General features: G+C 70.9%; 25 protein-coding genes and 1 pseudogene. 14 read left to right on the plus strand and 12 right to left on the minus strand.

Annotated features, from left to right (window positions below):
- The first annotated feature begins 238 nt into the window (after positions 1-238).
- The 4 genes from uppS (at position 239) to ACIPPS_RS11735 (ending at position 4027) form a co-directional block, all read left to right on the plus strand.
- Positions 239-925, plus strand: a complete 687-nt coding sequence (gene uppS / locus ACIPPS_RS11720; RefSeq protein WP_401429868.1) for a polyprenyl diphosphate synthase — start codon at positions 239-241, stop codon at positions 923-925.
- Positions 922-2397, plus strand: a complete 1476-nt coding sequence (locus ACIPPS_RS11725) for an oxygenase MpaB family protein (protein ID WP_401429870.1) — start codon at positions 922-924, stop codon at positions 2395-2397. Before uppS ends, ACIPPS_RS11725 begins: the two co-directional genes overlap by 4 nt.
- A gap of 85 nt (positions 2398-2482) precedes the next feature.
- A complete protein-coding gene (locus ACIPPS_RS11730) occupies positions 2483-2983 on the plus strand; it encodes an SRPBCC family protein (RefSeq protein WP_401429872.1) in 501 nt (166 codons plus the stop codon).
- Positions 2984-3127: 144 nt separating this feature from the next.
- On the plus strand, positions 3128-4027 hold the full coding sequence (locus tag ACIPPS_RS11735; RefSeq protein WP_401429874.1) for a DMT family transporter: 900 nt from the start codon (positions 3128-3130) through the stop codon (positions 4025-4027).
- A gap of 154 nt (positions 4028-4181) precedes the next feature.
- Here the strand turns inward: ACIPPS_RS11735 and ACIPPS_RS11740 are convergent, their stop codons facing one another.
- Positions 4182-5582: an STM4012 family radical SAM protein gene (locus tag ACIPPS_RS11740; protein WP_401429876.1), complete on the minus strand. Its 1401-nt coding sequence runs from the start codon at positions 5580-5582 to the stop codon at positions 4182-4184.
- A gap of 250 nt (positions 5583-5832) precedes the next feature.
- Here ACIPPS_RS11740 and ACIPPS_RS11745 point away from each other — a divergent pair, with 250 nt between their 5' ends.
- Positions 5833-6936 (plus strand): DUF1152 domain-containing protein, encoded by a 1104-nt coding sequence (locus tag ACIPPS_RS11745; protein ID WP_401429878.1) that lies wholly within the window; start codon positions 5833-5835, stop codon positions 6934-6936.
- 130 nt (positions 6937-7066) lie between these two features.
- Here the strand turns inward: ACIPPS_RS11745 and ACIPPS_RS11750 are convergent, their stop codons facing one another.
- Together ACIPPS_RS11750 and ACIPPS_RS11755 are read right to left on the minus strand one after the other, a co-directional pair.
- Positions 7067-7897, minus strand: coding sequence for an oxidoreductase (locus tag ACIPPS_RS11750; RefSeq protein ID WP_401429880.1), 831 nt, complete (start codon positions 7895-7897; stop codon positions 7067-7069).
- 200 nt (positions 7898-8097) lie between these two features.
- Entirely contained in the window at positions 8098-8289 is a 192-nt protein-coding gene (locus ACIPPS_RS11755; RefSeq protein ID WP_401429882.1) for a hypothetical protein, read from the minus strand.
- Between the two features lie 102 nt (positions 8290-8391).
- Between ACIPPS_RS11755 and ACIPPS_RS11760 the strand changes: the two genes are divergently transcribed.
- The gene (locus tag ACIPPS_RS11760; protein WP_401429884.1) at positions 8392-9195 is read left to right on the plus strand and encodes a GNAT family N-acetyltransferase; all 804 of its coding nucleotides are present in this window, start codon (positions 8392-8394) and stop codon (positions 9193-9195) included.
- A gap of 226 nt (positions 9196-9421) precedes the next feature.
- Here the strand turns inward: ACIPPS_RS11760 and ACIPPS_RS11765 are convergent, their stop codons facing one another.
- Both ACIPPS_RS11765 and ACIPPS_RS11770 read right to left on the minus strand, forming a co-directional pair.
- Positions 9422-9814: a VOC family protein gene (locus ACIPPS_RS11765; protein ID WP_401429886.1), complete on the minus strand. Its 393-nt coding sequence runs from the start codon at positions 9812-9814 to the stop codon at positions 9422-9424.
- Positions 9811-10113: an ArsR/SmtB family transcription factor gene (locus ACIPPS_RS11770; protein ID WP_401429888.1), complete on the minus strand. Its 303-nt coding sequence runs from the start codon at positions 10111-10113 to the stop codon at positions 9811-9813. Before ACIPPS_RS11770 ends, ACIPPS_RS11765 begins: the two co-directional genes overlap by 4 nt.
- A gap of 309 nt (positions 10114-10422) precedes the next feature.
- On the opposite strand from ACIPPS_RS11770, the gene ACIPPS_RS11775 reads away from it, so the two are divergent.
- Complete coding sequence (locus tag ACIPPS_RS11775; RefSeq protein WP_401429890.1) at positions 10423-11883, plus strand: tetratricopeptide repeat protein; 1461 nt, start codon at positions 10423-10425, stop codon at positions 11881-11883.
- A 32-nt stretch (positions 11884-11915) separates the two neighbouring features.
- On the opposite strand, the gene ACIPPS_RS11780 is transcribed toward ACIPPS_RS11775, so the two are convergent.
- Positions 11916-12671 (minus strand): hypothetical protein, encoded by a 756-nt coding sequence (locus ACIPPS_RS11780; RefSeq protein WP_401429892.1) that lies wholly within the window; start codon positions 12669-12671, stop codon positions 11916-11918.
- A 347-nt stretch (positions 12672-13018) separates the two neighbouring features.
- Between ACIPPS_RS11780 and ACIPPS_RS11785 the strand changes: the two genes are divergently transcribed.
- Positions 13019-14173 (plus strand): hypothetical protein, encoded by a 1155-nt coding sequence (locus ACIPPS_RS11785; RefSeq protein ID WP_401429894.1) that lies wholly within the window; start codon positions 13019-13021, stop codon positions 14171-14173.
- 4 nt (positions 14174-14177) lie between these two features.
- Here the strand turns inward: ACIPPS_RS11785 and ACIPPS_RS11790 are convergent, their stop codons facing one another.
- Complete coding sequence (locus ACIPPS_RS11790) at positions 14178-14756, minus strand: Dps family protein (protein ID WP_401429896.1); 579 nt, start codon at positions 14754-14756, stop codon at positions 14178-14180.
- 211 nt (positions 14757-14967) lie between these two features.
- Positions 14968-15219, minus strand: a complete 252-nt coding sequence (locus ACIPPS_RS11795) for a hypothetical protein (RefSeq protein WP_401429898.1) — start codon at positions 15217-15219, stop codon at positions 14968-14970.
- A gap of 253 nt (positions 15220-15472) precedes the next feature.
- Here ACIPPS_RS11795 and ACIPPS_RS11800 point away from each other — a divergent pair.
- A pseudogene (locus tag ACIPPS_RS11800) lies at positions 15473-16165 on the plus strand (cryptochrome/photolyase family protein).
- A 17-nt stretch (positions 16166-16182) separates the two neighbouring features.
- Here the strand turns inward: ACIPPS_RS11800 and ACIPPS_RS11805 are convergent.
- Complete coding sequence (locus ACIPPS_RS11805) at positions 16183-17142, minus strand: NAD(P)H-quinone oxidoreductase (protein WP_401429900.1); 960 nt, start codon at positions 17140-17142, stop codon at positions 16183-16185.
- Positions 17143-17460: 318 nt separating this feature from the next.
- Here ACIPPS_RS11805 and ACIPPS_RS11810 point away from each other — a divergent pair, with 318 nt between their 5' ends.
- From ACIPPS_RS11810 to ACIPPS_RS11820, 3 genes are all read left to right on the plus strand, one after another.
- Complete coding sequence (locus ACIPPS_RS11810) at positions 17461-18441, plus strand: alpha/beta hydrolase (protein ID WP_401429902.1); 981 nt, start codon at positions 17461-17463, stop codon at positions 18439-18441.
- Positions 18442-18561: 120 nt separating this feature from the next.
- Positions 18562-19527 carry an acetoacetate decarboxylase family protein gene (locus ACIPPS_RS11815; RefSeq protein WP_401429904.1) on the plus strand — a complete coding sequence of 322 codons (966 nt, stop codon included), beginning with the start codon at positions 18562-18564 and terminating at the stop codon, positions 19525-19527.
- Positions 19528-19541: 14 nt separating this feature from the next.
- Entirely contained in the window at positions 19542-21137 is a 1596-nt protein-coding gene (locus ACIPPS_RS11820; RefSeq protein ID WP_401429906.1) for a succinic semialdehyde dehydrogenase, read from the plus strand.
- A gap of 168 nt (positions 21138-21305) precedes the next feature.
- Here ACIPPS_RS11820 and ACIPPS_RS11825 read toward each other — a convergent pair whose 3' ends face one another.
- On the minus strand, positions 21306-22568 hold the full coding sequence (locus ACIPPS_RS11825) for an NADH:flavin oxidoreductase/NADH oxidase family protein (RefSeq protein WP_401429908.1): 1263 nt from the start codon (positions 22566-22568) through the stop codon (positions 21306-21308).
- Between the two features lie 95 nt (positions 22569-22663).
- Here ACIPPS_RS11825 and ACIPPS_RS11830 point away from each other — a divergent pair, with 95 nt between their 5' ends.
- Positions 22664-23284, plus strand: coding sequence for a TetR/AcrR family transcriptional regulator (locus ACIPPS_RS11830; RefSeq protein WP_401429910.1), 621 nt, complete (start codon positions 22664-22666; stop codon positions 23282-23284).
- Positions 23285-23490: 206 nt separating this feature from the next.
- On the opposite strand, the gene ACIPPS_RS11835 is transcribed toward ACIPPS_RS11830, so the two are convergent.
- Together ACIPPS_RS11835 and ACIPPS_RS11840 are read right to left on the minus strand one after the other, a co-directional pair.
- Entirely contained in the window at positions 23491-23940 is a 450-nt protein-coding gene (locus ACIPPS_RS11835) for an SRPBCC family protein (protein ID WP_401429912.1), read from the minus strand.
- 252 nt (positions 23941-24192) lie between these two features.
- On the minus strand, positions 24193-24897 hold the full coding sequence (locus ACIPPS_RS11840; protein WP_401429914.1) for a class I SAM-dependent DNA methyltransferase: 705 nt from the start codon (positions 24895-24897) through the stop codon (positions 24193-24195).
- Positions 24898-25097: 200 nt separating this feature from the next.
- On the opposite strand from ACIPPS_RS11840, the gene ACIPPS_RS11845 reads away from it, so the two are divergent.
- Positions 25098-25526, plus strand: coding sequence for a VOC family protein (locus ACIPPS_RS11845; protein WP_401429916.1), 429 nt, complete (start codon positions 25098-25100; stop codon positions 25524-25526).
- The last annotated feature ends 70 nt before the right edge of the window (positions 25527-25596 follow it).

Here is a 25596-nt window from a genome sequence, read left to right on the forward strand (position 1 = left end):
GCGCGGGACGGCCGGGCGTGTCGCTGCGAGCGGGGCGGGTCCGGGCGTGAGGGACCAGGGCGTTCCGCGCGCACGCGGCAGGGCGGAGAACACGCCGGGCGATCGACAGCCCGGTGACGGGCCTGGCGGGCGTCAGCCCGCTGACGGGCCTGGGGAGCGGTGGCGGGACGAGGGGCCGGAGCACGCGTGGCGGGACCAGAGTCCCGAGCGGGCGGGGCCTCGGCATGTGGCCTGTGTGATGGACGGCAACGGCCGCTGGGCGCAGCGCCGCTCTCTTCCCCGCACCGCGGGCCACCGAGCCGCCGAAACCACCGTGATCGACATCATCGAGTCGGCGCGGGGCGCAGGCGTCGAGTGGCTCAGCCTGTACGCCTTCTCCACCGAGAACTGGAACCGCCCCGACACCGAGGTCGCCTATCTGATGCGCCTGGTCCGCCGGGTCGTGCGGAAACACGCGCCCCTGCTGCTCGCGCGCGGCATCCGCTGCCGCTTCCTCGGGGTCGCCGACCCGCGCATTCCTCCCGAACTGGCCCGGGACTTCGAGGACCTGACGACGCTGACCGCCGACAACCGCGGAATGACACTGACGGTCGCCTTCGACCACGGCGGGCGCCGGGACATCGTCGAGGCGGCCCGGTCACTGATCCGCAGCAGGACGCCCGCCGACGAGGTGACCGAACGGCTCTTCGCCGACCATCTGCCCTTCCCCGACACCCCCGACGTGGACCTCGTCATCCGCACGTCGGGCGAGCAGCGCATCTCCAACTTCATGCTCTGGCAGGTCGCCTACGCGGAATGGGTCTTCCCCGAGGCGCTCTGGCCGGACTTCAGGGCCCCCGACTTCCTCGCCTGCCTGCACGCCTACCGGCGCCGCGACCGCCGATTCGGCGGAGTGCCGCCCCGGACGAACGGAGATTCGCCATGACCCCCCGACCCGCCTCGCCGGCCGATCCCTCGCCGGCCGACGCATCGGTCTTCGGCCCGGAAGCGCAGTTCAGCGGCTTCTTCGACGACCCGCGCTGGGCGCTGGCCATCATCCGCGCCACCGTGTTGGAGGCCGCTCACCCGCAGGTCGGCGCCGCCCTCGTCGACAACTCCACCTTCGTCGTCCACCCGTGGCGCCGCCTCCGCAACACCTTCCTCAGCATGCGACGCATGTTCGACCCCGACCCGGCGGTACGCGAGCGGGAGACAGCCCGGCTCAACCGACTGCACGCCCGCATGAGCGGCTCCGACTCCCACGGCCGCTCCTACGACGCGATGGATCGGGCGACCCGCGCCTGGGTGGTCGCCACCCTCTTCGAGAGCGGGGTCACCATGCGTCGGCTGAGCGGCCAGCCGCTGGAGCGGGCCACGATGGCGCACATGTACGCCGCGTACCGCGGGTTCCTCGCCGCGCTCGACGGCGACGCCGACGAACTGCCCGAGAGCCTCAACGACTTCTGGCGGTACTTCGACCGCGTCGTGGAGGACGAGCTGGAGGACACCGAGGCGGCCCGTGTCATTCTCTACCGGCTCTTCGACCACCTGCCCGCCCCTCCCCTGCTCGCCGGCGTCCCGACGCTGTGGGCGGCCGGCCGCGCCGTCGCCGGTCCTCTCCTCGGGGCGATCACCGTGGCCTCGCTCCCCGAGCCGTACCGTCGCCGGGCCGGACTGCCCGAGATGCCGGGCGCTCAGACCCTGATGCAGGGCGCCTACCTCGCCGCCGGGTTCGCCCGTTTCCTGCCTCAGGGGGTGGTCGACCCCGAAAGCATCATCGAGGTCCTCTCCCTCTCGCCCGGCAGAGACGACCCCCGCGCCCGGACCGCGACCGCCCTGGCGGCCCGGATGAAGCGGGCGTCCGCACTGCTCCGCCTCCTCACACCCCTGGGCGACGACGACGTCGCCGGCCCGGACCCCTCCCGGACGCGTGGGGAGGGGCAGCGCTCGGCGGAGGAGTTCTTCCGCCAGGTCCTGGACCAGACCGGCGACGGCCACCTCGACTGGCCCGACCTCGCCGCCATGGCCCGAGAACTGGCCACCCGCCTCGACCTGGACGAACCCGAGGAGACCCGTCTCTACGACGCCTTCGCCGCCTGGTGGCGCGAGCTCCAAGCCGCCCTCGACACCGACGGCGACGGCCGCATCAGCCCCGCCGAGTACGCCGCCGCCATCCCCTCCCTCGCCGGTCCCGCGCTCATCCGCGTCGCCGAGGTACTCTTCGACGCCACCGACAAGGACGGCAGCGGGACCATCGACGCGGAGGAGTACCGGGCCCTCTTCCGCACCGCCTTCCACCGGGATCTCACCACCACCGATGGCGCCTACGGCCGCAGCGCCTTCGTGGGCGACTTCCTCTCCTTCATGGCGGGCCGCCGCACCAGCACCCCGTACGACCCGCTGCTCGCCGACGCCTAGGACCTGCCCGGCCGGGCGGACGCCGCCGCGCCCTTGCCACAGCAGCCCAGCAGCACGTTGCCCCACACCCAGAAGGAAAAGAGCGATGCGTCCCATGAAGTACACGGTCTCCATCGAGATCGCCCTGCCGCGGGAGCAGGTGGCCCAGTTGCTCTCCGACCCCGTGCACCTGCCGAAATGGCTGCGGGGCCTGGTGCTGCACGAGCCGCTGAGTGGGGAGCACGGGCAGCTCGGCACCACGTCGCGGGTCGTGCTGGAGATGGGGCAGCGGAAGCTCGAGTGCACCGAGACCATCACACGCCGGGAACCGGCGGACCTGCGCGAGATCCCGACAACGAGCGTCGTTCACTTCGACCGCGAGATCGTCGGCGAGGGCATGTGGAGCGCCGTACGCGACCGGCTGACCGAGGCCGGCCCGGGAACGACGCTCTGGGAGAGCGAGAACGAATACCGGTTCAGCGGCCTGATGATGAAGCTGGTGGGACTGCTGATGCCCGGCGCCTTCCGCAAGCAGTCGCGACAGCACATGCAGGACTTCAAGGCGTTCGCCGAGCAGGGGAAGGACGTCCGCGAAGCGACGGACTGACCTGCCGTCGTAACCGGTCGTGTGGTGGGAAGACATGGGATCCGTCCTGCGTACGGCGTGAATCTCATGGTTTTCGCCAGGGGCCCTCACCCGGCCGACCTCGATACGTTCACGCCGTCCGTGTGTGCCGAGGTGGGGGTTGACGTGAGAGCTGTGGCATCCGTACTGGTGGCGGCCGTTCTGTGGGGCACCGTGGGGCCGGCGCAGCTCTGGGCCGGCACCGGGGCACATCCGGTGTCGCTCGGCGCCGCCCGGATGCTTCTGGGCGGAACCGTACTCGCCGTCCTGATGGTCCGGCCGGCCGGGCTGCGCACCTTACGGCTGCCCGGAGCGCCCCGCTGGGTCGCGGTGAGCGTGCTGGTCACGGCCGCGTTCCAGGTGTGCTTCCTCCAAGCGGTCGAGCGCTCCGGGGCCGCGCTGGCCACGGCGGTCGCCTTCGGGACGGTGCCCGTGGTCAGCGGGGTGTGCGGGCGCCTGCTGTCCGGTGAGCGGCCGTCGCGGCGCTGGGCGTGGGGCACGGTCTGCGCCGTCGCCGGGATCGGGCTGCTGCTGCTCCCGGGCGGCGGCGGGCGCGCGGACGTGCTCGGCGTCGTGTACGGGATGGTCGCCGGGGCGAGCTTCGGGGTCTACATCGCCGCGACCAAGCAGCTGGGCGCGCACGGCGTCGACCTGAACGCGGCGGCCCCTGTCAGCGTCCTGTGCGCGGGGATCCTCGTCTCCCCGTACCTCCTGCTCGCCCCCGAAGGGCTCTTCACGGCGCGCGGCTTCGCACTGGTGGGGTGGCTCGGACTGGGGACGACCGCGCTCGGCTATCTGCTCTTCACTCGCGGGGTCGGCGGGCTCAGTGCCGCCACGGTGGGGACGCTGAGCCTGACGGAACCGCTGGTCGCCACGGTGCTCGGCGTGGCCCTGCTCGGCGAACGCCCGGGTCCGCCGGCAGCAGCCGGGGCCGCGCTGCTGCTCGGTGGGCTGGTCGCCGTCTCCGTACCCGGGCGTCTCCGTCGGCCGACGGAGACGCCCCGCCCCGAGCCGGTCCGGAACTGAGGCCGGAGCGGCAGCGGGACGGGCGAAACGGACGCGAAAGCGGGACCGGCACCGGCGCGGGACCGGCACCGGCACCGGCGCGGCAGCGGGAACGGTGGCGGAGCCGACACCGGCGCGGAGCCAGGACCCGTCAGCACCGAGGTGTCCGTCCGGGTCAGCGGTCCTGGTACGTCCGCATCTTCTCCCGAACCGTGGCGGAGAAGAACCTCGGACCGATCGCGTCCGCCCGGGCCATCCCTTCGAGCGTCAGCAGGAGCGTCCCACCGACGTCCCGGAGCCAGTTGTGCTCCAGCAGGGTGTCGAGCTGGGGCGCGAAGTCGGTTTCGAAGCGGGTGCCGAACTGCCGCTCGTAGTGGCCCAGGTCGAGACCCGTCGATTCGAGCAGGTGCTGCAGCACGTACATCCTGCGCCGCTCGTCCCCGTTCATGCGGAACGCCCACTGCGCCCTGCGGAAGCGGTCGCTCGGGGTCGCGATGTAGTCGTCGATGATGCGGCGCACCTCGGGGACGGCGACGGCGTAGTCGGTGGTGTAGTGCAGATCGGTGGTGAAGGAGCGGGCGCCGACGCCGAGTCCGACCATGCCGGCCTGCTGGTTGTACTCGCTGATGCTGCTGCCGTCGGTGTCCTCCACGGCGGCGGTGCCGATGCGCCGGAAGACCCGCATCGAGGTCTGTTCGTAGCCGGCCGACAGGAGGTGGTCGCGGCCGTAGCGGTACAGGCGCAGCCGCTGGTCGTCCCATTCGTCGGGGGTGGCCGCGTGGCGGGAGCTCAGGCCGGTCAGGGGGCGCACGTACAGGGGGTAGAGGTAGATCTCCTCCGGTTCCCAGGCGAGGGCGGCGTCGAGCGAGACCTTGAAGGTGCGTTCGGTCTGGCCGTCGATGCCGTAGATGAGGTCGATGTTGAGGATGGGGAACTCCGCGTCCCGCAGCCGGGCGAGGGCGGCCTCGGCCTCCTCCCGCTTCTGCGGGCGGACGGCCGCGCGGGCCTCCTCGTCGATGAAGCTCTGCACCCCGATGCTCAGTCGGGTGGCGCCCCGCTCGGCGAGCACGGCGAGACGGTCGGCGGTCGCGGTGGCCGGCGAGGTCTCCACCGACCAGGACGCCGCCTGCAGGTCGGCGCCCATGATGTGTTCGGAGATGTCGCAGAGCCGGGTGAGCTCGTCGGCCGTCAGGTAGGTCGGCGTGCCGCCGCCGAAGGCCGCCAGCGTGAACCGTAACGGCTTCCCCTGGGCGTCCAGGGCCTGTCGGGTGACCTGGGCCTGTCGTTCCAGCGTGTCGAGGAAGGCGTGGGTGACGTCCTCGGGGGCGCCGGTGCGGGTGAAGAGGTTGCAGAAGCCGCACCGCATCTCGCAGAACGGTATGTGCACGTAGAGGGAGAGGGCGTCCAGGCGCTCGCCCGACCACAGATCGCTCAGCAGTGGGCCGTTGTCGAGCAGGCGGTACGCCTTCTGGTGGGGGTAGGCGTACACGTACTGCTGGTAGGGCGTCTCCGCCTCGGCGGCGGGCCGGGCGGGCGGCCGGATCGACGGCGAAGGAAGCATGACGGACTTGGTCATGACGGGGTGTGACTCACTCTCGGGAAGACGGTGTCACGTTGGGTGACAGTTCGGGACCCTAGAGCGACCGTCCGTTCGATATCAGTAGTGTGATCGACAAAAAATCGGAATCTCCGGATGGAGCTTCGTATGCACTTTTTGCGGCGTCGGAGTTTTATCGCCAATTACCCGCCTATGTACGGTGGTTGACGCACAGGAATACGTCCGCTGCCTGTGGCGGCGGGGCAGTTCTTGGGGTTCCCTGTCCGGCATGAAGCGACTTCTCATCGCCGCGGGCGGTGGCGGTGACGCCATCACGGCGGCCCTGGTCCACGCGGCGCTGCACGGAGCCGACGCTCCCGCCCTGGTGCTCACCTACGCCTGGGAGAGGCTGGTCGTCGACCCCGTCCCCGGCCCCCGCGGCGCGGCGGACTTCACCGACCTCGCAAGCCCCACGCCGGGCCTGGCCCTCGTCACCCCGCGGACCGCGCCGAAGGCACCGGTCGGCTCCCTCCTCCCTCGCCTGGCCGCACACCTTCGGCCCACGCTGGGCCTGCTCGATCCTTACGACGGTACGGTCGGCCTCGCCCGGCAGATCGAGGCGGCGGCACGCTGGTGCGAAGCCGACCGCATCGAACTCGTGGACGTGGGCGGGGACATCGTGGCGAGGGGGGACGAGCCGACCCTGCGCAGCCCCCTGGGCGACGCCCTCGCGCTCGCGGCCTGCGCCGCCACGGGCATCACCACGAGCGTGTACGTCGCAGGGCCGGGCCTGGACAACGAGGTGCCCCTGTCCGACCTGATGCCCCGGCTGGGCCCGCCCGCCTTCGCCCTCACGCCCGAGGACACCGACGGTGTGCTGGGCGTCTTCGACTGGCACCCGTCCGAGGCCGGCGCCATGCTCGTCGCCGCGGCCCGTGGCGTGCGCGGCGTCTGCGGGACGCGCGACGCTCCGCGGCCCGTCCTGCTGGACGACACCGCGCGCCAGGTCCACCGGCTCACCTGCGAGGAGGCGCTCCGGCTCAGCCCGCTGGCCGGGGCGCTCGACCTCTGCCCGAGCCTGGAGGCCGCAGAGAAGGCGTCGACGGCGATCTGCGGCTTCTCCGAGGTCGCCCGGGAACGCGACCGCGCCGCGACCGCGCCGCCGACGCCCCGACGGCACGAGGCTCCGTCTGCGGACGCGGACGCCGTCCTCGCCCGCTTCGCCGTATGGGAGCGGTCGCGGCTCGCCGAGGGCCTCGGCTACGTCACCACCCGCAGGATCACCGAGGACCTCGACCTCACCCTCCCCGAAGCCCTCACCCTCTACGGGACCTTGAGGTCCGGGACCTCCCCACGGCACGTCGCTCCGCTGTGGCGCCTGGCGGAGGACTGACGTTCCGGCAGCATCAGCGTGTGAGTACCCGGTTGAGAACCTGCTGCGGGACGACGGACCTGAAGCCGGTCGCGTCAGCGAGGGCGAGCGGGTGGGGGGAGCGTGCCCGTGGTCCGTCGGCCTGCCCCGCTCAGCGAGGGAGGCCCGCGGACCGGGAGATCAGGGTGTCGTAGGCGCGGTCGGGCAGGAGGCGGCGCAGGCCGATCAGGGGGCGGGCGCCGAAGCCGGTGGCGTAGCGGGTCTTCGGCCGGCGTGCCGTGACGGCTCTGGCGATGGTGTCGGCGATGACGGTGGGCGGGGAGAGGCGCTTGGACATGGTCTCGGAGCGCAGCGAGGTGGCGACGGCGGCGGCCTGGTCGGAGTAGGGGCCGGTGGCGGAGGACTGCTCCAGCCGGTCGGCGGCGATGGCGCCCCATTCGGTGGCGATGCCGCCTGGCTCGATCACGACGACGTCGATGCCGAAGGGCTTGAGCTCGACCCGCAGGCAGTCGCTGAGTGCTTCGAGGGCGAACTTGGTGGCGTGGTACCAGCCGCCGAGAGGGGTGTAGATCTTCCCGCCCATCGAAGTGATGTTGACGACCGTCCCGCTGCGCCGGGAGCGCATGTGGGGCAGGGCGAGCTGGGTCAGACGTACGGCGCCGAAGACGTTGACGTCGAACTGGCGGCGGGCCTCTTCCTGGGAGACGTCTTCCAGGGCGCCGTACGAACCGTATCCGGCGTTGTTGACCAGGACGTCGATGCGGCCGGTCTCGGAGATGACGCGGTCGACTCCGCCGCGCAGGGAGTCGTCGTCGGTGACGTCCATGGCCAGGGGGCGCAGGCCCCGTTCGGCGAGGCTCTGCAGGCGGTCGGTGCGGCGGGCGGCTCCGTAGACGGTGTAGCCGAGACTGATCAGCTTGAGGGCTGTCGCTTCGCCGATGCCGGAGGAGGCGCCGGTCACGAGGGCGGTCTTGGTGGTCATGGGGGGTCCTCACACGAAGACGGGTGGTGTGTTCCTGCGGTGGTCGCGGCTTCCACGCTAGGCGGGCGACCTCGACGAGGAACTGGCGAAAGGCGCCCGTCTTCCAGCCGTTCACGCCCGCGGGTGATGGCGTGTTCTGCCGGTCGGACGGCGCGTACGGCAGGGTCACCGCAGCGCACCGAGTGGGGAGGGATGGCGTCTCATGAGGCGTTGGTGACGAGTGCCGCCAGCTCGTCGGCCGACTCGGGAGTCAGGCGGTAGAAGCCCTGAAGGCTGACCGAGCGCTCCAGCCGACCGTCCGCGACGTACTTCAGGCCGCGTGTCCGGCCTCGGCGATTGCGCCAGGTGAGCGTCGACAGCAGGTCACCAGGGACCTGTATGTCGAAGCGCACGGGTGTCGCTCCACGTGGACCGCGGTGGCGCCGCAACCGCCGGCTCCGAGGCGTGCGGGGCCCCTCCCGGGAGCCGCGCGAGGCGCGCCGTACGCTCTACGGGTGACTCTGCGCGCTCTTCACGACCGATCCGCACTGGCCGGACGCTTCGACCGGGATCCGGCGATGCACCTGATGGAACTCGGCGATCTCGACGATCTGCTGTGGCCCCACACCAGCTGGTACACCGTGTCGCGGAGCGGTCCGGTCGCTCTCCTCTACGCGGTCGGCGACATTCCCACCCTGCTCGCCTTCTCCCGCCCCGGGGACGCGGCCGAGCTGGAGGAGCTGGCCGGTGCACTGCTGCCCGTCCTTCCCCGGCGCTTCTTCGGCCATCTGACCGGAGAGGCCGCCAAGGTCCTGGAGTCGGCGTACGAGGTGCGCGTGCACGGCGTCCTGCTGCGGATGGTGCTCACCGACCCCGGCTCGCCCGCGGCGCACCCGGACGGCCCGTGGCAGCCCGCGCCGCTGTGCCGGTCGGACCTGCCGGAGTTGCTGGAGCTGTTCGCGGCGGCGTACCCGGGGAACTGGTTCGACGACCGGATGCTGGACACGGGCCAGTACGTGGGCGCCCGGCGGGACGGACGGCTGGTCGCTGTCGCGGGCGTGCACGTCTACTCGCCCGCGTACCGCGTCGCCGCGATCGGGAACGTCACCACCCACCCCGAGGTGCGCGGGCAGGGCGCGGGCACAGCCTGCGTGGCCGCCTTGTGCCGGCGGCTCGGCGAGACCGTGGACCACATCGGGCTGAACGTCCGGGCGGACAACGCCACCGCCGTGCGGCTCTACCGCAGGCTCGGCTTCTCCGAGGTCACGGAGTTCACCGAGGCCACGTTCACGGCACTCCCGCGGGGCGCGACCGGTTGACCGGCGCGGCCGGCGCGACCGGCTGACCGACGCGACCGGCTGACCGGCGCGACCGGCTGTCCGGCTGACCGCCCCGGGGCAGCGGCCTCCGGATCCGTCGGCAGCGGATGCCGGCTGCGTCTGGTGGCCCAGGGGCCCACCCGTCGCTCCCCCCTCCCCGCCCGTCGCTGCCCGCCGGTCTCCCGCCCAGCGCCGCCGCCCGTCGTACGGAGCCCCCCGCCGTCGTCTACTGCGGTTCCGTCGCGATCTGGATCAGGTTCCCGCAGGTGTCGTCGAAGACCGCGGTCGTGACGGGGCCCATCTCCAGGGGCTCCTGGACGAAGACGACACCGAGGTCCCGCATGCGCTCGTACTCGGCGTGCACGTCCGCCACAGCGAACTGGGCGAGCGGAATGCCGTCCTCGGTGAGCGCGTCGCGGTAGGCCTTGACCGCCGGGTGGCCCGCGGGCTCCAGCAGGAGCTCGGTGCCGCCGGGCTCCTCGGGCGAGACGACGGTCAGCCACCGGTCCGTCTCGCCCACCGGGACGTCGTGCTTCTTCACGAAGCCGAGGATCTCGGTGTAGAAGCGCAGGGCCTTGGCCTGGTCGTCGACGGAGACGCTGGTCAGATGGATCTTCATGGGGTGCTCTTCTCCGGTCCGGATGGGTCGGGCACGAGCCACCGCGCGGTGATCTGCCGCAGCGGAGCCGTGTTCAGGTCGTGGAACTTGTAGCGGCCCTCCCGCCTGGTCTCGACGAGCCCGGCGGCTTCCAGCACAGCCAGGTGCTGGGAGACCGCCTGGCGTGAGATGCCGAGCTGATGCTTCATGCTCAGCCGTGAGCAGATCTCGAACAGTGTCTGTCCGGACTGCTCCGTGAGCTCGTCGAGGATGGTGCGGCGGGTGGGGTCGGCCAAGGCTTTGAAAAGGTCGTCGGCCACCTCCCCAGGATAGGCAAGCAATGGCTTGCCTATCAAGTCCGGCCGTCGCGCCGTGACCGCTTCCCGATGCCGCCCGGGCACACGGCGGCTCATGGCGGTTCGCAGGAACCGGCACGGCACGGGTGACCCGGGCCCCCTTCACGTGGCTTCATGGTCTTGTACGGGTACGGCCGCGCCACCACGGGTCTGCCGCCACGGCTCCACCGTCACGGCTCCACCGTCACGGCTCCACCGTCACGGCTCTGTCGTCACGGCTCTGTCGTCACTCGTACGGCACACCGTCGAGAACGCGCGCCGAGGTGATCCACGATGGAGTACGACCGGTACGGCAACCCCCTGCACGCGTGCACACCCGAAGCGGCCGGGCACCTGGACCGCGCCGTGACGGCACTGCTGCACTTCAGCCCCGAGGTGGCTCCGGCGGTGGACGACGCCGTCGCGGCGGCCCCTGCCTCACCCGTGGCCCAGTCGTTCGCCGCCTATCTCGGGCTGCTCGGGACCGAGCCCGGCGAGGCCGTCGAGGCCCGCCGGCGGTTCCAGGACTTCGCGGCCGGAACCGATCGCACGGCCCTCCCCGTGCGGGACCGTCTGCACATGGCCGCGGCCGGTGCCTGGCTGGCGGGCGATCTCAAGGGGGCCGGGGCCCATCTCGAAGAGCTCACGCTGATGTACCCCCGGGACGCCCTGGCCCTGGCGGTCGGCCACCAGCTCGACTTCTTCACCGGCGACGCGGTCCGCCTGCGCGACAGGATCGGCGCCGCGCTGTCCGAGTGGGACACGGCCGAGCCGCACCGGGGCATGGTGCTGGGCATGTACGCCTTCGGCCTGGAGGAGTCCGGCCACTACGCCCTCGCGGAGGAGGCGGGACTCGCCGCCGTCGAACAGAACCCCCGGGACGTCTGGGCCATCCACGCCGTCGTCCACACCTACGAGATGCAGGGCCGCGTCGCCGAGGGGATCGGCTATCTGGACGCCCGGCTCGGCGACTGGTCCGACGGCAACTACCTCAACGTGCACAACTGGTGGCACTACGCGCTGTACGCCCTGGAGGCGGGTGACACCGACACGGCGCTGCGCATCTACGACGCGGCGATCAACAACGACGAGTCCGCCGGACTCGCCATGGAACTGCTCGACGCGTCCGCGCTGCTGTGGCGCTTCCACCTCGCCGGAGTCGAGCAGGCGGATCGTTGGGAGACGCTGGCCGCCGCGTGGGCCGCACGCGCCGACCCGCCGTACTACGCGTTCAACGATGTGCACGCTGTCATGTCGTACGCGGGCTCCGGGAGGCTCGACGCCGCGGATCGGCTCGTCGCCGACCGGCGAACATGGCTCGCGAAAGCCGACACGGGTGGTTCGGAGACCGTCACCAGCCCGGTCACGAACCTCAGGATGACGGCCGAGATCGGCCTGCCCGTCTGCGAGGCGCTCATCGCCCATGCGCGCGGACGCCACCGCACCGTGGTGGAGCTGCTCCTCCCGCTGCGGCGCCGGTTCCACGAATTCGGCGGCAGCCATGCCCAGCGTGACGCGGTGCAGAGGACGCTCGTCGACTCGGCGCTGCGGGCCGGCAGCCACGACCTGGCCCGTGCGCTGCTCAGCGAACGCATCGGCCTACGACCCGACAGCAACTACAACTGGCTGACCCGGGCCGACCTCGCCGACGCCCTGGGCGACGCGGCCCAGGCCGCGGTGGCCCGTGACCGCGCGCGCACGGCAACGGTCTCCGCCGCGCGGGCGCTGCACCGCCGCCCACCGTTCCCGCGGTAGCCGCCGTAGCCGCCGTCGAACGGCGACGGGCGTCACTGGGGTCGACGGGGTCGCTGATGTCGCTGATGGCCGGCCAACGCCTTCGTGAGCAGTACGCCCACCACGAGCAGGGCCACGCCCAGCCACCACATGTCGCTGTCGAAGATCAGGACGGCGATTCCGAGCGGCACCAGCAGCCCTGCCATCGGCAGGAGCATTCCCGCCATGTGCGGCGGCTCGGGTGCGGAGCTGTCCGCCGCGTGCCGGGCGCGGGCCCGTACGACGTCCGGGTACCACTCGGTGAACCGCAGAGCGGCGATGATGGCCAGGATCTGGATGATCCACCCCGTCCAGATGTTGTTCGCGTTGCGCAGCACCAGGTCGCCGTAGCCACCCGCCACGGCGGCGATCAGGAAGGCCAGGCCCCACACGCCGGTGATGACGTAGTTGGTCCGCACGAAGGTGGGCGTGTTCCAGTACGACGGATCGACCTGTTCCCGGGCGTACTGGAGGGTGAACGGCGTACGGCACGCCATGGAGCCGAACGCGATCAGGACGAGGGCGAGGTTGGACACCTCCCCGGCGTACGTCTCCAGCCAGTTCAGGGTGCCTGGGCTCGCGAGGATGCCGATGACGGCGAGGATCGCGAAGAACACCAGGTCGGCGAGTTCCAGCAGCTTCCAGGAGCTGCCCCGGTTGACGATGCGCCCGGCCGCGACGAGCACGATCGTCGTCGCCAGGGCGAGCGCGACCGCGATCTCGAACCGGCCGGGTCCGACGAGCAGGGAGAACACTATCCACGGCGTCATCCCGACAACCGGATTCTCCAGGAAACCGGCGACAGCACCGCGGTCCGTGGGGGGCGCCTCGGTCTTCACCTCTCCAGATTGCGCGCTGAGGGCCGACGGGTCCATTCGGGGGATCGGACACCCCTGGCCGGGCCCGTCGGGCGGAGCCGAGGCGTGCGGCCCCCGGGCGGGCGCAGCTCAGGCGTGCGAACGCCAGGCGCGCGAACCCCAGGCATGCGAACCCCAGGCATGCGAACCCCGAGCAAGTGTGGCCACCGTGCCGCCGCGGGCCGATGTGGACCGGTGGGCCCCGCCGCTCGGGCCGCAGAGCATACTGGTCGGGCCCCGATCACCCACTGGACGGTTCCATGGCCACGAGCAGCTCTTCATCGACCACTGTCCCCGGCACCGCATGGCTCGGGCGTGGGCGTCACCTCGGGCCCGAGGCCGAGCGGGACGTGCGGCGCAATCTGCTCGCCCTCAAGGCGGCCAGGGTGATCGACGACTTCCTCGACCTCGACCCCGTGGAGGCGGCCCGCTCGACCGACCTGTTTCCCCGGGACGAGACCGCCGACCCCGGCCCCCTGGCCCGCCGCGTGTTCGAAGCACGCTGGCGCGTGGCCGAAAGCGTCACCGTACGGGCTCAGCTGACCACCTATGAGCCCGAGTCTCGCCGCGTCGGCAACGAGAGCGGGGTCACCTGGGTGCTCGCCGCCGAGGCGGAGCGGGCGTGGGAAGCGAGCTGGCCCTCACCGGCCACCGTGTTCTGGCCCGACAGCGACCAGGTCGCCTGGGATCACGACATGGTGGCGGGAGTGCGTCTGCGTACGCTCAACTACCTGCCCAAGGACGACGGCGAGTTGCGGCGCCTGCTGCGGGACTGCACCCGGCAGAGCTGGTTCATCCATGTCGTGGTGCACGAGGCGATGACACCGGACGCGCGGGGGCGGCGGCCGGTCACGACCTTTTTGCCACCGAGTCTCAAGCACCGGGTGGTCGAGCACCGGGCCACGCCGGAGCAGGCGCTGATCGCCGACTTCGCGATGAAGCGTGAGCTGGGCGTGGGGCTGCCGCGCGGCGGGGCCGTCGTCCTGCCCTCCACACCGCAGGCCCCGGGCTCCGACGCGGGACGCTTCACCGTGGGCAACGTCTTCCTCGACGGTACCGAGCCGACCGAACTCCTGGACAAGGTCACGGAGTTCGCGTCCCTGCCACGCCCGCTGCCGGCCGACGCCGAACAAGTCCTGACACGACTGCGCCAAGGCTGGCACCTGCTGACCCCCGACGAGGAACTCGTCCACGCACGGGCCATGGTCACCCGGTACGCCGAATCGCTCCAGGCCATGACGGCATCCTGCGACCTGTACCGCGAGGCGGCCGAGTCGGCACTCGCCGCGCTTGCCGAGGCCACCAGCGGCACCCACACACCCAGGACACCCACACCGGCCACGGACGAGCAGGACACCTCACCGCTGAAATCCCTCACGAAGACGCTCGCCCTGTTCCGCAGGCCGAACCGGTAGGGTGTCAGGGCTGGCTGCGGGCTTGATCGGCCGCCTGCCCGGCCGCGCCGGTCTCGGTGGTGGCGCCGCTGGTGCTGAGCTTGCCGCCGCTGGATTCCAGGTGGGCGCGGACGAACCACTGGAAGAGTTCCAGGGCTCGGAGCTGCTCGATGAGCATGTCCTGGGTGACCGGATCGGACGTCTCGGTTGCCTGCATGGCCTCACGGTGATCCTTGATCACCGACGTGTAGACGAGGTCGAGCGCGCCGAGATGCTCGATGGCCTCGGCCCGGCCGATGGAGTAGTCGTTCCAGGTGCGGGCGTCGACCAGGGCACCCGGCGTGCCGTCCGGCGCCCCGCCCAGAGTGGCGATCCGCTCGGCCAGGTCGTCAGTCATCGACCTCACCTGGTCGACCTGCGGATCGATCATCTCGTGCACCGCGATGAAGTGCGGGCCGACGACATTCCAGTGGATGTGCTTCAGCGTGAGATGCAGGTCGTTGAGGGAATGCAGACGCATCTGCAGCAGCCCGACGACCTCGGCGGCATCCGCCGGGTTCACACCCGGGACGGTGTAGGGGGTGTTCGTACGCGATGACGACATGAGGGGACTCCTTGAGCGATCCGGTGCTGTGGATGTCAGGCAACCAGCCATGACGGCGAGAGCCCCTGCGGACCCGCGCGGTCACCTACGGCTTTACCGGTCTGGACGAACGCGACGGGCGGGACGGGCTGCGCGGGCCGCGCGGCGCCGCACGGCCCTGGTACTCCGGCAAGCATCCGCACACAGCCGCGAGCTGGTCGAGCCCCGCGACTCACGCCTGCTCGCGTACCGCTCGCAGGTCGACACGGTCCTCGTCGCCTTCGTAGGTGGCCAACGCCAGGCCGAGGCCGAAGAAGGTAGGCGCCCACTCACCCACGAAGATCCCCCAGCGGTCGGCCCGCTCGAGGTTCTCCTGCCGGTTGGAGGTGATCCATGAGACGAGGGACAGCCCGATGGAGCCGAACGCGGCGAGGTAGGCATGCTCGCTCCGCACACCGGCTTCGTGCAGCTTCTTGACGATCATCACTGCCTCCGTAGTCTGAGGCGGCTCCTTTTGGCCGCTATGCCGATTTCGCCTCAAGGGCCGCCTTCGGATTCACCGGCAGCACGTCCGGGGGCGATTCGCGGCCCGCAGGGGGTCGGGGGCACTTCTCTTCACCGCAGGTGCAGCGGCCCCGACAGGTTGAGCCGGCGCATCCGAGAAAGGCCTGCTTCCAGAAGTGAGGGGGAGCGAGCGCGACGCCTGGCACCCAGGCACGGAACGGATCGAGACCGGAGTGGCAGCTACCCACTGGCTCTTCGGCGACCAACCGGGCCCTGCCTTCCTCGCGGCGGACGGCGACAGGCTCTCCCGCGAGGCCCCCGTCGTGATGATCGAGTCCCGAGGTGTTTTCCGGCGCCACCGCTTTCACCGGGCGAAGACCCACCTGATCCTGTCGGCGATGCGGCACCGCGCTGCCGAACTGGGCGACCGCGTGACGTTACGTACCCGGCCGACACGTCCCCCTGGCGGCAGAACGGTGACGTTGCCCGGAGACCGTACAAGGGCAAGCGCCGCGCGCGACGTCGGGTGGCGGGCGAGACACCGTTGAACTCGGTCGAGAGCTTCGTCCGGCAGATCGCCGGACGGCGTGAGTACGTCCGGCAGCCCTACTGGCACTTCGGCGAGGAGTACCGGACGTCGAACGTACGCGGACGGCGGCCGGATGACGACGAAGCCGTACACCTCCGGCGGCGCCTACGTCGATCGCATGAGTGATCTGTGCCCGCCCTGCGCCCACCGCCCGGACCGGCGGGTCGGAGCGGACGCCTGCCCGTTCACCGCAGGCTACCGGGGCTTCCTGCACCACCACCGCGACCTGCTCGAACACAACGCCCGCGTCTCCGGCGCGGTGCGCGGCCTCGACCGGCTCAAGGACCTGGACGCCCTGGTGGAGCAGGCGCGAGAACGAGGCACGGAACCGCCGTGAACCGACAGGAGTGACTTCTAGTCGTTCATCAGCAGGATCTTGCCGATGTGTCCGCCGGCCTCCATCCGTCGGTGCGCCTCGGCGGCCTCGTCGAGGGGCAGCCGATCCTCGACGAGCAGCCGCACGGATCCGTTCTCGATCATCGGCCAGACCTTGTCCCTGACTTCGGCGACGATGGCGGCCTTCCGCTCCTTGGACTGGGTGCGCAGGGTGGTGCCGTGCACGGAGAGGCGCTTGAAGACCAGGTCGGCGAGGTTGAGTTTGCCGTCGAGGCCGTTCTGCAGACCGATGACGACCAGGCGACCGTCGTCGGCCAACGAACGGATGTTGCGTTCGAGGTAGTCTCCGCCGATGACGTCGAGGATCACGTCGTAGGGGCCGTGCTCGGTGAAGTCCTCGGAGCGGTGGTCGACCGCCGTGTCGGCGCCCAGCTCGCGCGCCCGGGCGGCCTTCTCCGGTCCGCCCACCGTGGTGACGACGCGGGCCCCGAGCGCCTTCGCGACCTGGATCGCCATGGAGCCCACACCTCCCAGCCCGCCGTGCACGAGCAGCGTCTCGCCCTCCTTGAGACCGGCGGTCATGACGAGGTTGGACCAGACGGTGGCGGTCACCTCCGGCAGGCCCGCCGCTTCGGCGAGGGCGACTCCGCCGGGGATGGGCAGCACCTGTGTGGCGGGGACGGCGACCTTCTGCGCGTAGCCCCCTCCGGTCAGCAGGGCGCAGACCTCGTCGCCCACCTGCCATCCGGTGACTCCCCGACCCAGGGCGCTGACGCGTCCGGAGACTTCCAGGCCCGGGTAGGGCGAGGCGCCTGGGGGCAGCGGGTAGAGCCCCATCCGCTGCATGACGTCCGCCCTGTTCACGGCGCCGGCCACCACGTCGACGACGACTTCTCCGGCGGCGGGTTCCGGGTCCTCGACCTCGGTCCACTCCAGTACCTCGGGACCACCGGGTTCCTTGATCATTACTGCCTTCATGACGCTCCGTTCGTCTGGAGGGGGAGAGATCGGAATGCCCGCACCTCATGTTTGCACTGCATACATTAATGCGCGATGTATGCAGCGTCAACATTCCCGCCGATCTCGCCGTCGAGCACCCCGGATCATCATCCGGCCGGAGGGAGGTGGTCGCCACGGCGCCGGCGGCCGCTCCCCCGAGAGGAGCGTCCGGCGCGGTTGCGCCTCACGGGCGGGGGGCGAGGATGGTACGGGGAGGGAAGGCCCGGGGCGGACAGCAGCTGCGGCCGGCGAGGCCGCGCGGACAGGGCGCACGTGCGCCCGCGACATGGAGTCGACATGACCGATCTTCCTCCTCCGCTCACGCCCTACCTCGAACCCGCCGCGAAGGAGCTGTGCGAGGCGACGGACCCGCATCCGCGGATCTACGAGGTCCCCCCGGAGAAGGGCCGCGACATCCTGCTCGGCCTGCAGAGCGACCCGAGCGTGCCCCGTCCCGAGGTCGACGAGGAATGGGTCGACGTGGACGCGGGCGAGTGGGGCACGGTCCGGACCCGGATCATCCGGCCCAAGGGGGCCACCGGCTCACTGCCGGTGGTGTTCTACATCCACGGCGCCGGCTGGGTGTTCGGCGACGACAAGACCCATGACCGGCTCTTCCGTGAACTCGCTGTCGGAGCCGGGGCGGCGGGCGTCTTCCCGGTCTACGACCGGGCCCCGGAGGCGAAGTACCCCACCCAGGTCGAGCAGAACTACGCCGTCGGCCAGTGGGTCCTGCGGAACGGCGCGGAGCACGGCCTGGACACCTCGCGGATCGCGGTCACCGGCGAGTCGGTGGGCGGCTGCATGTCCGCCGTCTTCGCACTGATGAACAAGGAGCGCGGCGGGATCGACCTCAAGGCGCAGGTCCTGCTGTACCCGGTGACCAACGCCGACTTCGACACCCCGTCCTACCTCCAGTTCGCCGAGGGCTACTACCTCACCCGCGACGGCATGAAGTGGTTCTGGGACGCCTACACCGGCGACCCCGCCCAGCGCGCCGAAGTGCACGCCTCCCCGCTCCAGGCACCCCTGGACCAGCTCCGGGGACTGCCCACCACCCTGGTCGTCACCGACGAGGCCGACGTGCTGCGCGACGAGGGCGAGCAGTACGCCAACAGGCTCCGCGAGGCAGGCGTCGACGTCACCTCCGTACGCGTGGCCGGCATGGTCCACGACTTCCTCCTCCTGGACAGCCTGCGCGACACCCGCGCCGCCAACGTCGCACGCAAGCTCGCCGTGGACGCCCTGCGCACAGCCCTGCACGGCGAGCGCGCGTAGCACGGCGACGGACATCGCCCCTACGGGCCGCCGGGCCGCGACCCCCAGTGTTGACGGTGCTTACATGACGGGCTAGGCTCATGTGAGCACCGTAAACATGAGGGAAAGGGAGCTGCTGCGATGTCATCGAGCCGACAGGAACCAGGCGGGCGGCGATCAGGCCGGCAGGCAACGGACCGGCCGGAGACGGTCGAGGTCGACCTGGGCGGCCGTACGGTCACAGTCCCCAGGGGTGGCTTGTACGACCGGTACCGGATGGACACCGACCTCGACGAGGTCGCCGGCGACCCGCGCGTCAGCGGGGTGGACTTCTTCCGGCAGCTGCCCAAGACCAGGGTCGACTCCCCCATCGGCCCCACCCTCACCCCGAACTTCTACTACCGGATCTCGACCGCCCGACTGACGATGCTGGCCCGCTCCCGGGCGATCCGCGCCCGGCTGCCGAAGGAGCTCGCCCCGCTGGAGGTCGCGCCCGGACTCGGCCTGGTCTCGGTGATGTTCTTCCGTTACGACGTGTGCGACATCGACTTCTACACCGAGGCCGCCGTCGGGATCGCCGTCAAGCCGGCCCGGCACGGAAAGCTCGGGTTCTTCGATCTCGTCGCCGGCCTGAAGAACGAGCACCTCGGCTCCTATGTGCGGTCTCTGCCTGTCAGCACGCGGATCGCCCAGGTCCGCGGCCACGACGGCTACGGCTTCCCCAAGTGGGTCACCGCCCTCGACGTCGACATCAACGCCCAGCGGACGACGGCCCGCGTGGCCAACGACATCGGCGAGGTCGATCTGGCCCTCGCGGCGAGCACGCCGAAGCAGACCGCCTACCCGAGCGGTGAGCGCGTCGGCTCACTCACGTCGTACACGTCGGTCAACGGTGCCTGGCACTCCACCCTGAGCCAGACCAACGTGCTCCGCGCCGGTACGACGCGCTCGGCCCGCGGCGTCTCCCTCGAGGTCGGGGAGGGCCGGATGGCGGACGACCTGCGCTCGCTCAAGCCGATCAGGACCATTCAGTTCGACGCCATGACCGAAGGGCAGCTCGCCCTCCACATGCCGGTCCCCACCTCGGTGCCGAGCCGAAACTCGTAGGAAGGGGTCCCGCCATGGCCACCGAACACACCACTCGTCCCATCGCAGGGGTCCTGGGCCTGCCGGCATCCCTCACCCCCGCCCTGCTCCAGCGGCTTGCCGCGCACGTATCGGCCGCTCCTGACGCGGCCAGGGTCACCACCACCGCCCCCTACAGCGGCGCCCCGCTGGCCGACCTGCCGGTGTCGACACCGGCCGACGTCGAGGAGGCGTTCGCCCGTGCCCGCACGGCGCAGAGGTCCTGGGCCGCCACGCCGATCGACGAGCGCAAGAGGATCCTGCTGCGCTACCACGATCTCGTCCTGGCCCGTCAGGACCTGGCGCTGGACCTCATGCAGGCCGAGAACGGCAAGACGCGCCGCGACGCGTTCCTCGAGGTCCTCGACATCGGCATCGTCTCCCGCTACTACGCCCGCACCGCCGCCACCTACCTGAAGCCCAAACGGCGCCGCGGCGCGATCCCGCTGCTGACCCACACCACCGAGCTGCGCCACCCCAAGGGTGTCGTCACCGTGATCTCGCCGTGGAACTACCCGCTCAGCATGGCCGCCGGCGATGCCGTCGCCGCGCTGATGGCCGGCAACGCCGTGGTGCAGAAGCCCGACACCCAGACCGCGCTCACCGCCCTGTGGTCCATGGAGCTGATGTACGAGGCCGGGCTGCCGGCCGGCGTGTGGCAGATGGTGATCGGCCGGGGCAGCTCCATCGGCGGCGCGCTGATGGAGCACGCCGACTACATGATGTTCACCGGCTCCACCGCCACCGGCCGCCAGATCGCGAGCGACGCGGGCCGGCGTCTCATCGGCGCGTCCCTCGAACTCGGCGGCAAGAACGCCATGATCGTCCTGGACGACGCGGACATCGACAAGGCGGCCGTCGGCGCCGTCAACGCCTGCTTCCCCTCCGCAGGCCAACTGTGCGTCTCCATCGAGCGCCTGTACGTGGCCGAGTCCATCCGCGACAGGTTCCTCGCCGCCTTCGTCGCACATACCCAGGCGCTCACGGTCGGTGCGGCGTACGACTACAGCGCAGACGTCGGCAGCCTCACCACTCCTTCCCAGCTGAGGACCGTCACCGAACACGTCGAGGACGCCGTCGCCAAGGGCGCCACCGTCCTCGTCGGCGGCAGGGCCCGCCCCGATCTGGGTCCGTTGTTCCACGAGCCGACCGTGCTCACCGGCGTCACCCCCGACATGACGCTGTACGACCACGAGACGTTCGGTCCCGTCGTCTCGATCTCCTCCTTCCGTGACGTCGACGAGGCCGTCACCCTGGCCAACTCCTCGCCGTACGGGCTCAACGCCAGTGTCTGGTCGCGTGACGGCGCACGCGGACGGGCCGTCGCCGCCCGCGTACGCGCCGGTACCGTCAACGTCAACGAAGCCTTCGCCGCCGCCTGGGGCAGCGTCGACGCACCGATGGGCGGAATGGGCGACTCGGGACTCGGTCGCCGCCACGGCGCCGACGGCATCCTCAAGTACACCGAGCCACAGACCGTCGCCCACCAGCGCCTCCAGGGCTTCACCCCGCCGTCCCGCGTCTCACCCGGAACCTGGGCGACCCTCCTGACGGGGGCGCTGAAGGTCATGAAGGCAGTCGGCGTCCGCTGAACGCGGTCCCGGACAGCGGACCCCGACGCCCAGGCCCCCGTACCGCAGGCGACGAGGGGGTGGCCCGGTCACCGTGACCGGGCCACCTTCCTTTCCTGCTGCTCACGTACGACAGCTGCCGCCGGCCCCCTGGGATTTCCCGGGAGGCCGGCGGCATCGTCGGTCCGGCTACGCGGGCCGGTCCACCGCCCCGGCGCCCTGCGAGGCCGACAGCCAGGAACGGTAGCGGCGCAGCGCCCCGCGCTGCTTCCACTGCTCGGAGAGCAGGGTGTACGCCGGGTGGATGCCGGGCCTGGCGTCGCTTCCGCGGGCGAGCCGGGCCATCTGGTGGCGGACCCGCGCCATGCCCGCGGCCGAGGCGAGGGCCTTGTCGGACCAGGTCACCGGCGCCATCTGCCGGTCGGCTTCGCGTTGTTTCCGCCAGCGGTGGGGCAGGTCGGGGGTGACGGCGAGGGCGGTTCCCAAGCCGACGACCGCCACGCCACTGTCCAGTACCCGCTCCGCGGTGGCGCGCCGCGTGATACCGCCGGTGAGCATCAACGGAAGGGGACTGGTCCTGACCAGGTCCTGCGCCAGGTCCAGGAAGTAGGCCTCGCGCGCCTGGGTGCGCGCGTCGGCGGAGCGGCCGGTCATCGCCGGGCTCTCGTAGCTCCCGCCGGACAGCTCGACCAGGTCGACGCCGAGAGGTTCGAGCATCTCGATGACCTGGCGGGCGTCATCGGCGTCGAATCCGCCGCGCTGGAAGTCGGCCGAGTTGAGCTTCACCGCGACCGCGAAGGACGGCGAGACGGCGGCTCGGACGGCGCGGACGACGTCGAGCAGCAGCCGGGCGCGGTTCTCCAGCGACCCGCCCCACTGATCGGCGCGCTTGTTGACCAAGGGAGACAGGAACTGCGACAGCAGATAGCCGTGGGCGGCGTGGACTTCCACGCCGTCGAAGCCCGCCTCCTCGGCGCGGTGGGCCGTGACGGCGAACCGGGTGACGGTGGCATCGATCTGGGCGGCGGTCATGGCGGTCGGACGGCCGAAGCGGCCGCTGTGCCGGCCCAGGTCGACGCCGACGTCGGAGGGGCCCCACACGACGCCGGGCATGTCGGAGGCCACCTGCCGGCCGGGGTGGCTGATCTGCATCCACATCTTCCCGTTGCCGGACTTGCCGGCCGTGGCCCACTCGGTGAACGGCTTCAGCGGCGCGTGCTCGTCGAGCACGACGCCTCCGGGGCCCGTCAGGGCCTCGGCGTGCACCATGACGTTCCCGGTGATCAGCAGTCCACTGCCGCCGGCGGCCCAGCGGCGGTAGAGCGTCAGCAACCGCTGATCGGGCAACTGGCCGGCGCCCGCCATGTTCTCCTCCATCGCCGCCTTCGCGATCCGGTTGTTCAACACCTGTCCGGAGCGCAGGGGCAGCGGCGAGAACAGCTCACTGGTCATGCCCGTCCCTCTCTTTCGTCTCTGTCACGTACGATGTATGCATCGTTCACATTAGACGACAATGTAAGCACTGCGAACATCGAGGAGTGTGACCTGTGCCGCAGGCCAGCACGTACCACCACGGCGATCTGCGCGCCGCCTGCCTGCGTGCCGCCCGCGAACTCCTGGAGGAAGACGGCAGCGCGGGCCTTTCGCTGCGCGCGGTCGCCCGGCGCGCCGGGGTGTCGGCGACGGCCCCCTACCGCCACTTCGCCGACCGGGACGCTCTCGTCTCCGCGGTGGCCGCCGAGGGGTACCGCGAACTCGCCGGATACCTGGCCGAGGCTCATCCGGCCCCCTCGACGCCCGACGAGCTCGCCGCGGTCGCCGTCGCCTACGTCCGGTTCGCGCTCGAGCACCCGCCCCTGTTCCGGGTGATGTTCGCCGAGCCCTGCGACCCGACCAGCGAGGAACGGGTCGCCGCCACCGCGGCCATCTCGGAGTACGTCCGCAGCATCGTTCGCGCCACCTTCCCCGACGTGGACGCGGACGCCCTGTCGACCACGGTGTGGGCCCTCGTCCACGGCCTCGCGTTCCTGCACCTCGACGGCAAGCTCGACATCTCCACCCCCGAGGTGGTCGCCACCCAGGTCCGCGCGGCCGTCCACGCCCTGTTCGACGCCTCCCCGACGATGTCCCGGACGACTCCCGCGGGGTCCGGGCGGGTGGCCGACTAAGGCCTCCCGCGGCGTAGTCTTGGGCACCTCGGCCCGCGAACGCTGCGCTTCTTCGGTGCGGACCTCGCAGGCGTCGACCTACGGGCCACCGACTCGGACTGGTCGTACGGCGGAGGCGCCCAGGTAGTGAGCCGGCCCACTCAAGGACTTCTGCTGCTTGCGTATGCGCCGGTGGGTACGTGCCCCTGGAGCGAGGGGGGACGGTGTCAGACCTGGCCCCGCCATCCTCCGGTGGCAGAGCCACGCTCCTCGATGAAGTGCTTGAAGCGCTTCAGGTCGCTCTGGACCTGCCGGTCGACGAAGCCGAACTTGTCGCCGATGTTCTCCGCCATTCCCTCGGGATCGAAGTCCATCCTCAGCGTGACCTTCGTATGCGACGGATCGATGGGCTGGAAGGTCACCAGGCCCGACTGCTCGCTCTCGCCCTCGACCGTCACCCAGGCCACCTTGGTGTCCGGGACCTGCTCGGTGATCTCCGCGTCGAACTCCCGCTCGACTCCGCCGATCTTCGTCACCCAGTGCGTCAGCGTGTCCGTACGCTGTTCGATCCGCTCCACCCCGTCCATGAACTCCGGGAACGACTCGAACTGCGTCCACTGGTCATACGCCGTACGGACCGGGACGTCGACCTCGATGGACCCCTTGACCTGCGACATGACCTGTCTCCTTCGATCTGGGTGGTGAAGCGGACGCGGGCGGCCTCGGGCCTGTCCCACTTCCGCGGCGGGGCAACGCATCCGTGCCCACTCACCGCACTCCAGCCTCGGCGATCGAGGAGTGACTCCCCCGAACGAGCCCACTTCGCGGGCCAGGCAGCCTCCAGCGGTCGCAGCCTCGGCGAAACCCTCAGGGGCCACCCGTCCGCCTGGCTCACGTGTACGACGCGTCGCGCGCCCCGCCTCTCTCCCCTATCGCCGAACGTACTGCCACAGCACGCCGTCACTCCCGTGGAAGTGGAATCCGCAGCGCGTCAGGAGCTTGTCCGCCGTTTCCCGGGGAAAGAGCCGGAATCGAAGACGCTGATGGGCCACCACCGCCCCCTGGTCCTCGATGAAGTAGTCCTTGGTGTGCCGCCCCTCCGGATCGATCTCGACGTGCTGCGTGTAGAGCAGGCCTCCGGGCAGGGTTCGGTCGGCGCGCCGGTGGGGCCCCTGGACGGAGAGCAGCAGGGAGCCGCCGGGTCGGATGGCGGCGGCGAGGTTGGAGAGCCCTGTCTCGTTGTCCTCCTCTTCCATGAGGTGACTGCTCAGCCAGGAGGTTTCACCGTCCTGGACGATGTACCAGACGCCACCGACGGAATACGCGAGGTCGAAGGACGAGGGAAGGGACATGTCCAGGACGTCTTCGCGGCGGAGCCGCGCACGGTCGCCCAGCCTGTGGCGGGCCTGGGCGAGCATCCTGTCGGTGTGGTCGATTCCGGTGAGCCGCAGTTCCTTGGGGCCCAGCGCCAGCAGACGATCGGCGACCAGCCCGGTGCCCACCCCGAGTTCCAGCACGTCTGAGCGGGTACCGATGCGGGCCAGGAGGGCCTGCGCGTAGGCGTCGTAGTCGTAGTATCCCGAGGTCATGACGAGGTCGTAGTGGTGCGACAGGTCGGCATAGGAGTCAGGCATCCGCCGGACGGTAGCGGCGCGGATCGCCGAGCGGCAAGGACGCGTTTCGAGCCCCGACCGGGCCTCCTCCTCCGATGGTGCGGCTGAGCACTACGCTTTCGGAATTCGGCGGTCCGAGGATGTCGAGAACGCGCCATCGGCTCCGTCCCAGGAACATCAGGGGCCACCACCGGCCGCACGAGGCAGAAGGAGAGACCAGCATGGCGATTCAGCGGATGGACAACGTCGGCATCGTCGTCGAGGACCTGGACGCCGCCATCGCGTTCTTCGTCGAACTCGGTATGGAGCTGGAGGGCAGGGCGGAGATCGAGGGTCTCGTCGCCGACCGGTGCACCGGACTCGATGGCGTCCGCTGTGACATCGCGATGGTCCGGACCCCGGACGGTCACAGCCGGCTCGAGCTGGCGAGGTACCGCAGCCCCGCGGCGATCAGCGCCGGGCCGCACAACATTCTGGGCACGCACCGTGTCATGTTCGCCGTGGACGACCTCGAGGACACCGTCGCCCGCCTGCGCCCACACGGTGCCGAACTCGTCGGCGAGATCGCCCGGTTCGAGGACAGCTACCTGCTCTGCTACGTCCGCGGTCCGGAGGGCGTCATCGTCGGACTGGCCGAGCAACTGGGTTGAGAAGGAGAAAAGCGATCGGCGCAGTCGGGGTCCGCGTAACACCGACCTCGCGCCGGCGTTCCAGCCTGTG

Origin of the sequence: Streptomyces sp. NPDC090127 (assembly GCF_044746945.1) — a bacterium.
Classification (GTDB): domain Bacteria; phylum Actinomycetota; class Actinomycetes; order Streptomycetales; family Streptomycetaceae; genus Streptomyces.

Excerpts from the sequence above, each read along its gene's own strand:
- ACIPPS_RS11775 (WP_401429890.1), top strand. The coding sequence starts at position 10,423 with ATGGAGTACGACCGGTACGGCAACCCCCTGCACGCGTGCACACCCGAA.
- ACIPPS_RS11745 (WP_401429878.1), top strand. The coding sequence starts at position 5,833 with ATGAAGCGACTTCTCATCGCCGCGGGCGGTGGCGGTGACGCCATCACG.
- uppS (WP_401429868.1), top strand. The coding sequence starts at position 239 with ATGGACGGCAACGGCCGCTGGGCGCAGCGCCGCTCTCTTCCCCGCACC.
- ACIPPS_RS11845 (WP_401429916.1), top strand. The coding sequence starts at position 25,098 with ATGGCGATTCAGCGGATGGACAACGTCGGCATCGTCGTCGAGGACCTG.
- ACIPPS_RS11805 (WP_401429900.1), bottom strand. The coding sequence starts at position 17,142 with ATGAAGGCAGTAATGATCAAGGAACCCGGTGGTCCCGAGGTACTGGAG.
- ACIPPS_RS11825 (WP_401429908.1), bottom strand. The coding sequence starts at position 22,568 with ATGACCAGTGAGCTGTTCTCGCCGCTGCCCCTGCGCTCCGGACAGGTG.
- ACIPPS_RS11785 (WP_401429894.1), top strand. The coding sequence starts at position 13,019 with ATGGCCACGAGCAGCTCTTCATCGACCACTGTCCCCGGCACCGCATGG.
- ACIPPS_RS11795 (WP_401429898.1), bottom strand. The coding sequence starts at position 15,219 with ATGATCGTCAAGAAGCTGCACGAAGCCGGTGTGCGGAGCGAGCATGCC.
- ACIPPS_RS11740 (WP_401429876.1), bottom strand. The coding sequence starts at position 5,582 with ATGACCAAGTCCGTCATGCTTCCTTCGCCGTCGATCCGGCCGCCCGCC.
- ACIPPS_RS11780 (WP_401429892.1), bottom strand. The coding sequence starts at position 12,671 with ATGACGCCGTGGATAGTGTTCTCCCTGCTCGTCGGACCCGGCCGGTTC.
- ACIPPS_RS11790 (WP_401429896.1), bottom strand. The coding sequence starts at position 14,756 with ATGTCGTCATCGCGTACGAACACCCCCTACACCGTCCCGGGTGTGAAC.
- ACIPPS_RS11835 (WP_401429912.1), bottom strand. The coding sequence starts at position 23,940 with ATGTCGCAGGTCAAGGGGTCCATCGAGGTCGACGTCCCGGTCCGTACG.
- ACIPPS_RS11765 (WP_401429886.1), bottom strand. The coding sequence starts at position 9,814 with ATGAAGATCCATCTGACCAGCGTCTCCGTCGACGACCAGGCCAAGGCC.
- ACIPPS_RS11840 (WP_401429914.1), bottom strand. The coding sequence starts at position 24,897 with ATGCCTGACTCCTATGCCGACCTGTCGCACCACTACGACCTCGTCATG.
- ACIPPS_RS11820 (WP_401429906.1), top strand. The coding sequence starts at position 19,542 with ATGGCCACCGAACACACCACTCGTCCCATCGCAGGGGTCCTGGGCCTG.
- ACIPPS_RS11725 (WP_401429870.1), top strand. The coding sequence starts at position 922 with ATGACCCCCCGACCCGCCTCGCCGGCCGATCCCTCGCCGGCCGACGCA.
- ACIPPS_RS11815 (WP_401429904.1), top strand. The coding sequence starts at position 18,562 with ATGTCATCGAGCCGACAGGAACCAGGCGGGCGGCGATCAGGCCGGCAG.
- ACIPPS_RS11730 (WP_401429872.1), top strand. The coding sequence starts at position 2,483 with ATGCGTCCCATGAAGTACACGGTCTCCATCGAGATCGCCCTGCCGCGG.
- ACIPPS_RS11810 (WP_401429902.1), top strand. The coding sequence starts at position 17,461 with ATGACCGATCTTCCTCCTCCGCTCACGCCCTACCTCGAACCCGCCGCG.
- ACIPPS_RS11750 (WP_401429880.1), bottom strand. The coding sequence starts at position 7,897 with ATGACCACCAAGACCGCCCTCGTGACCGGCGCCTCCTCCGGCATCGGC.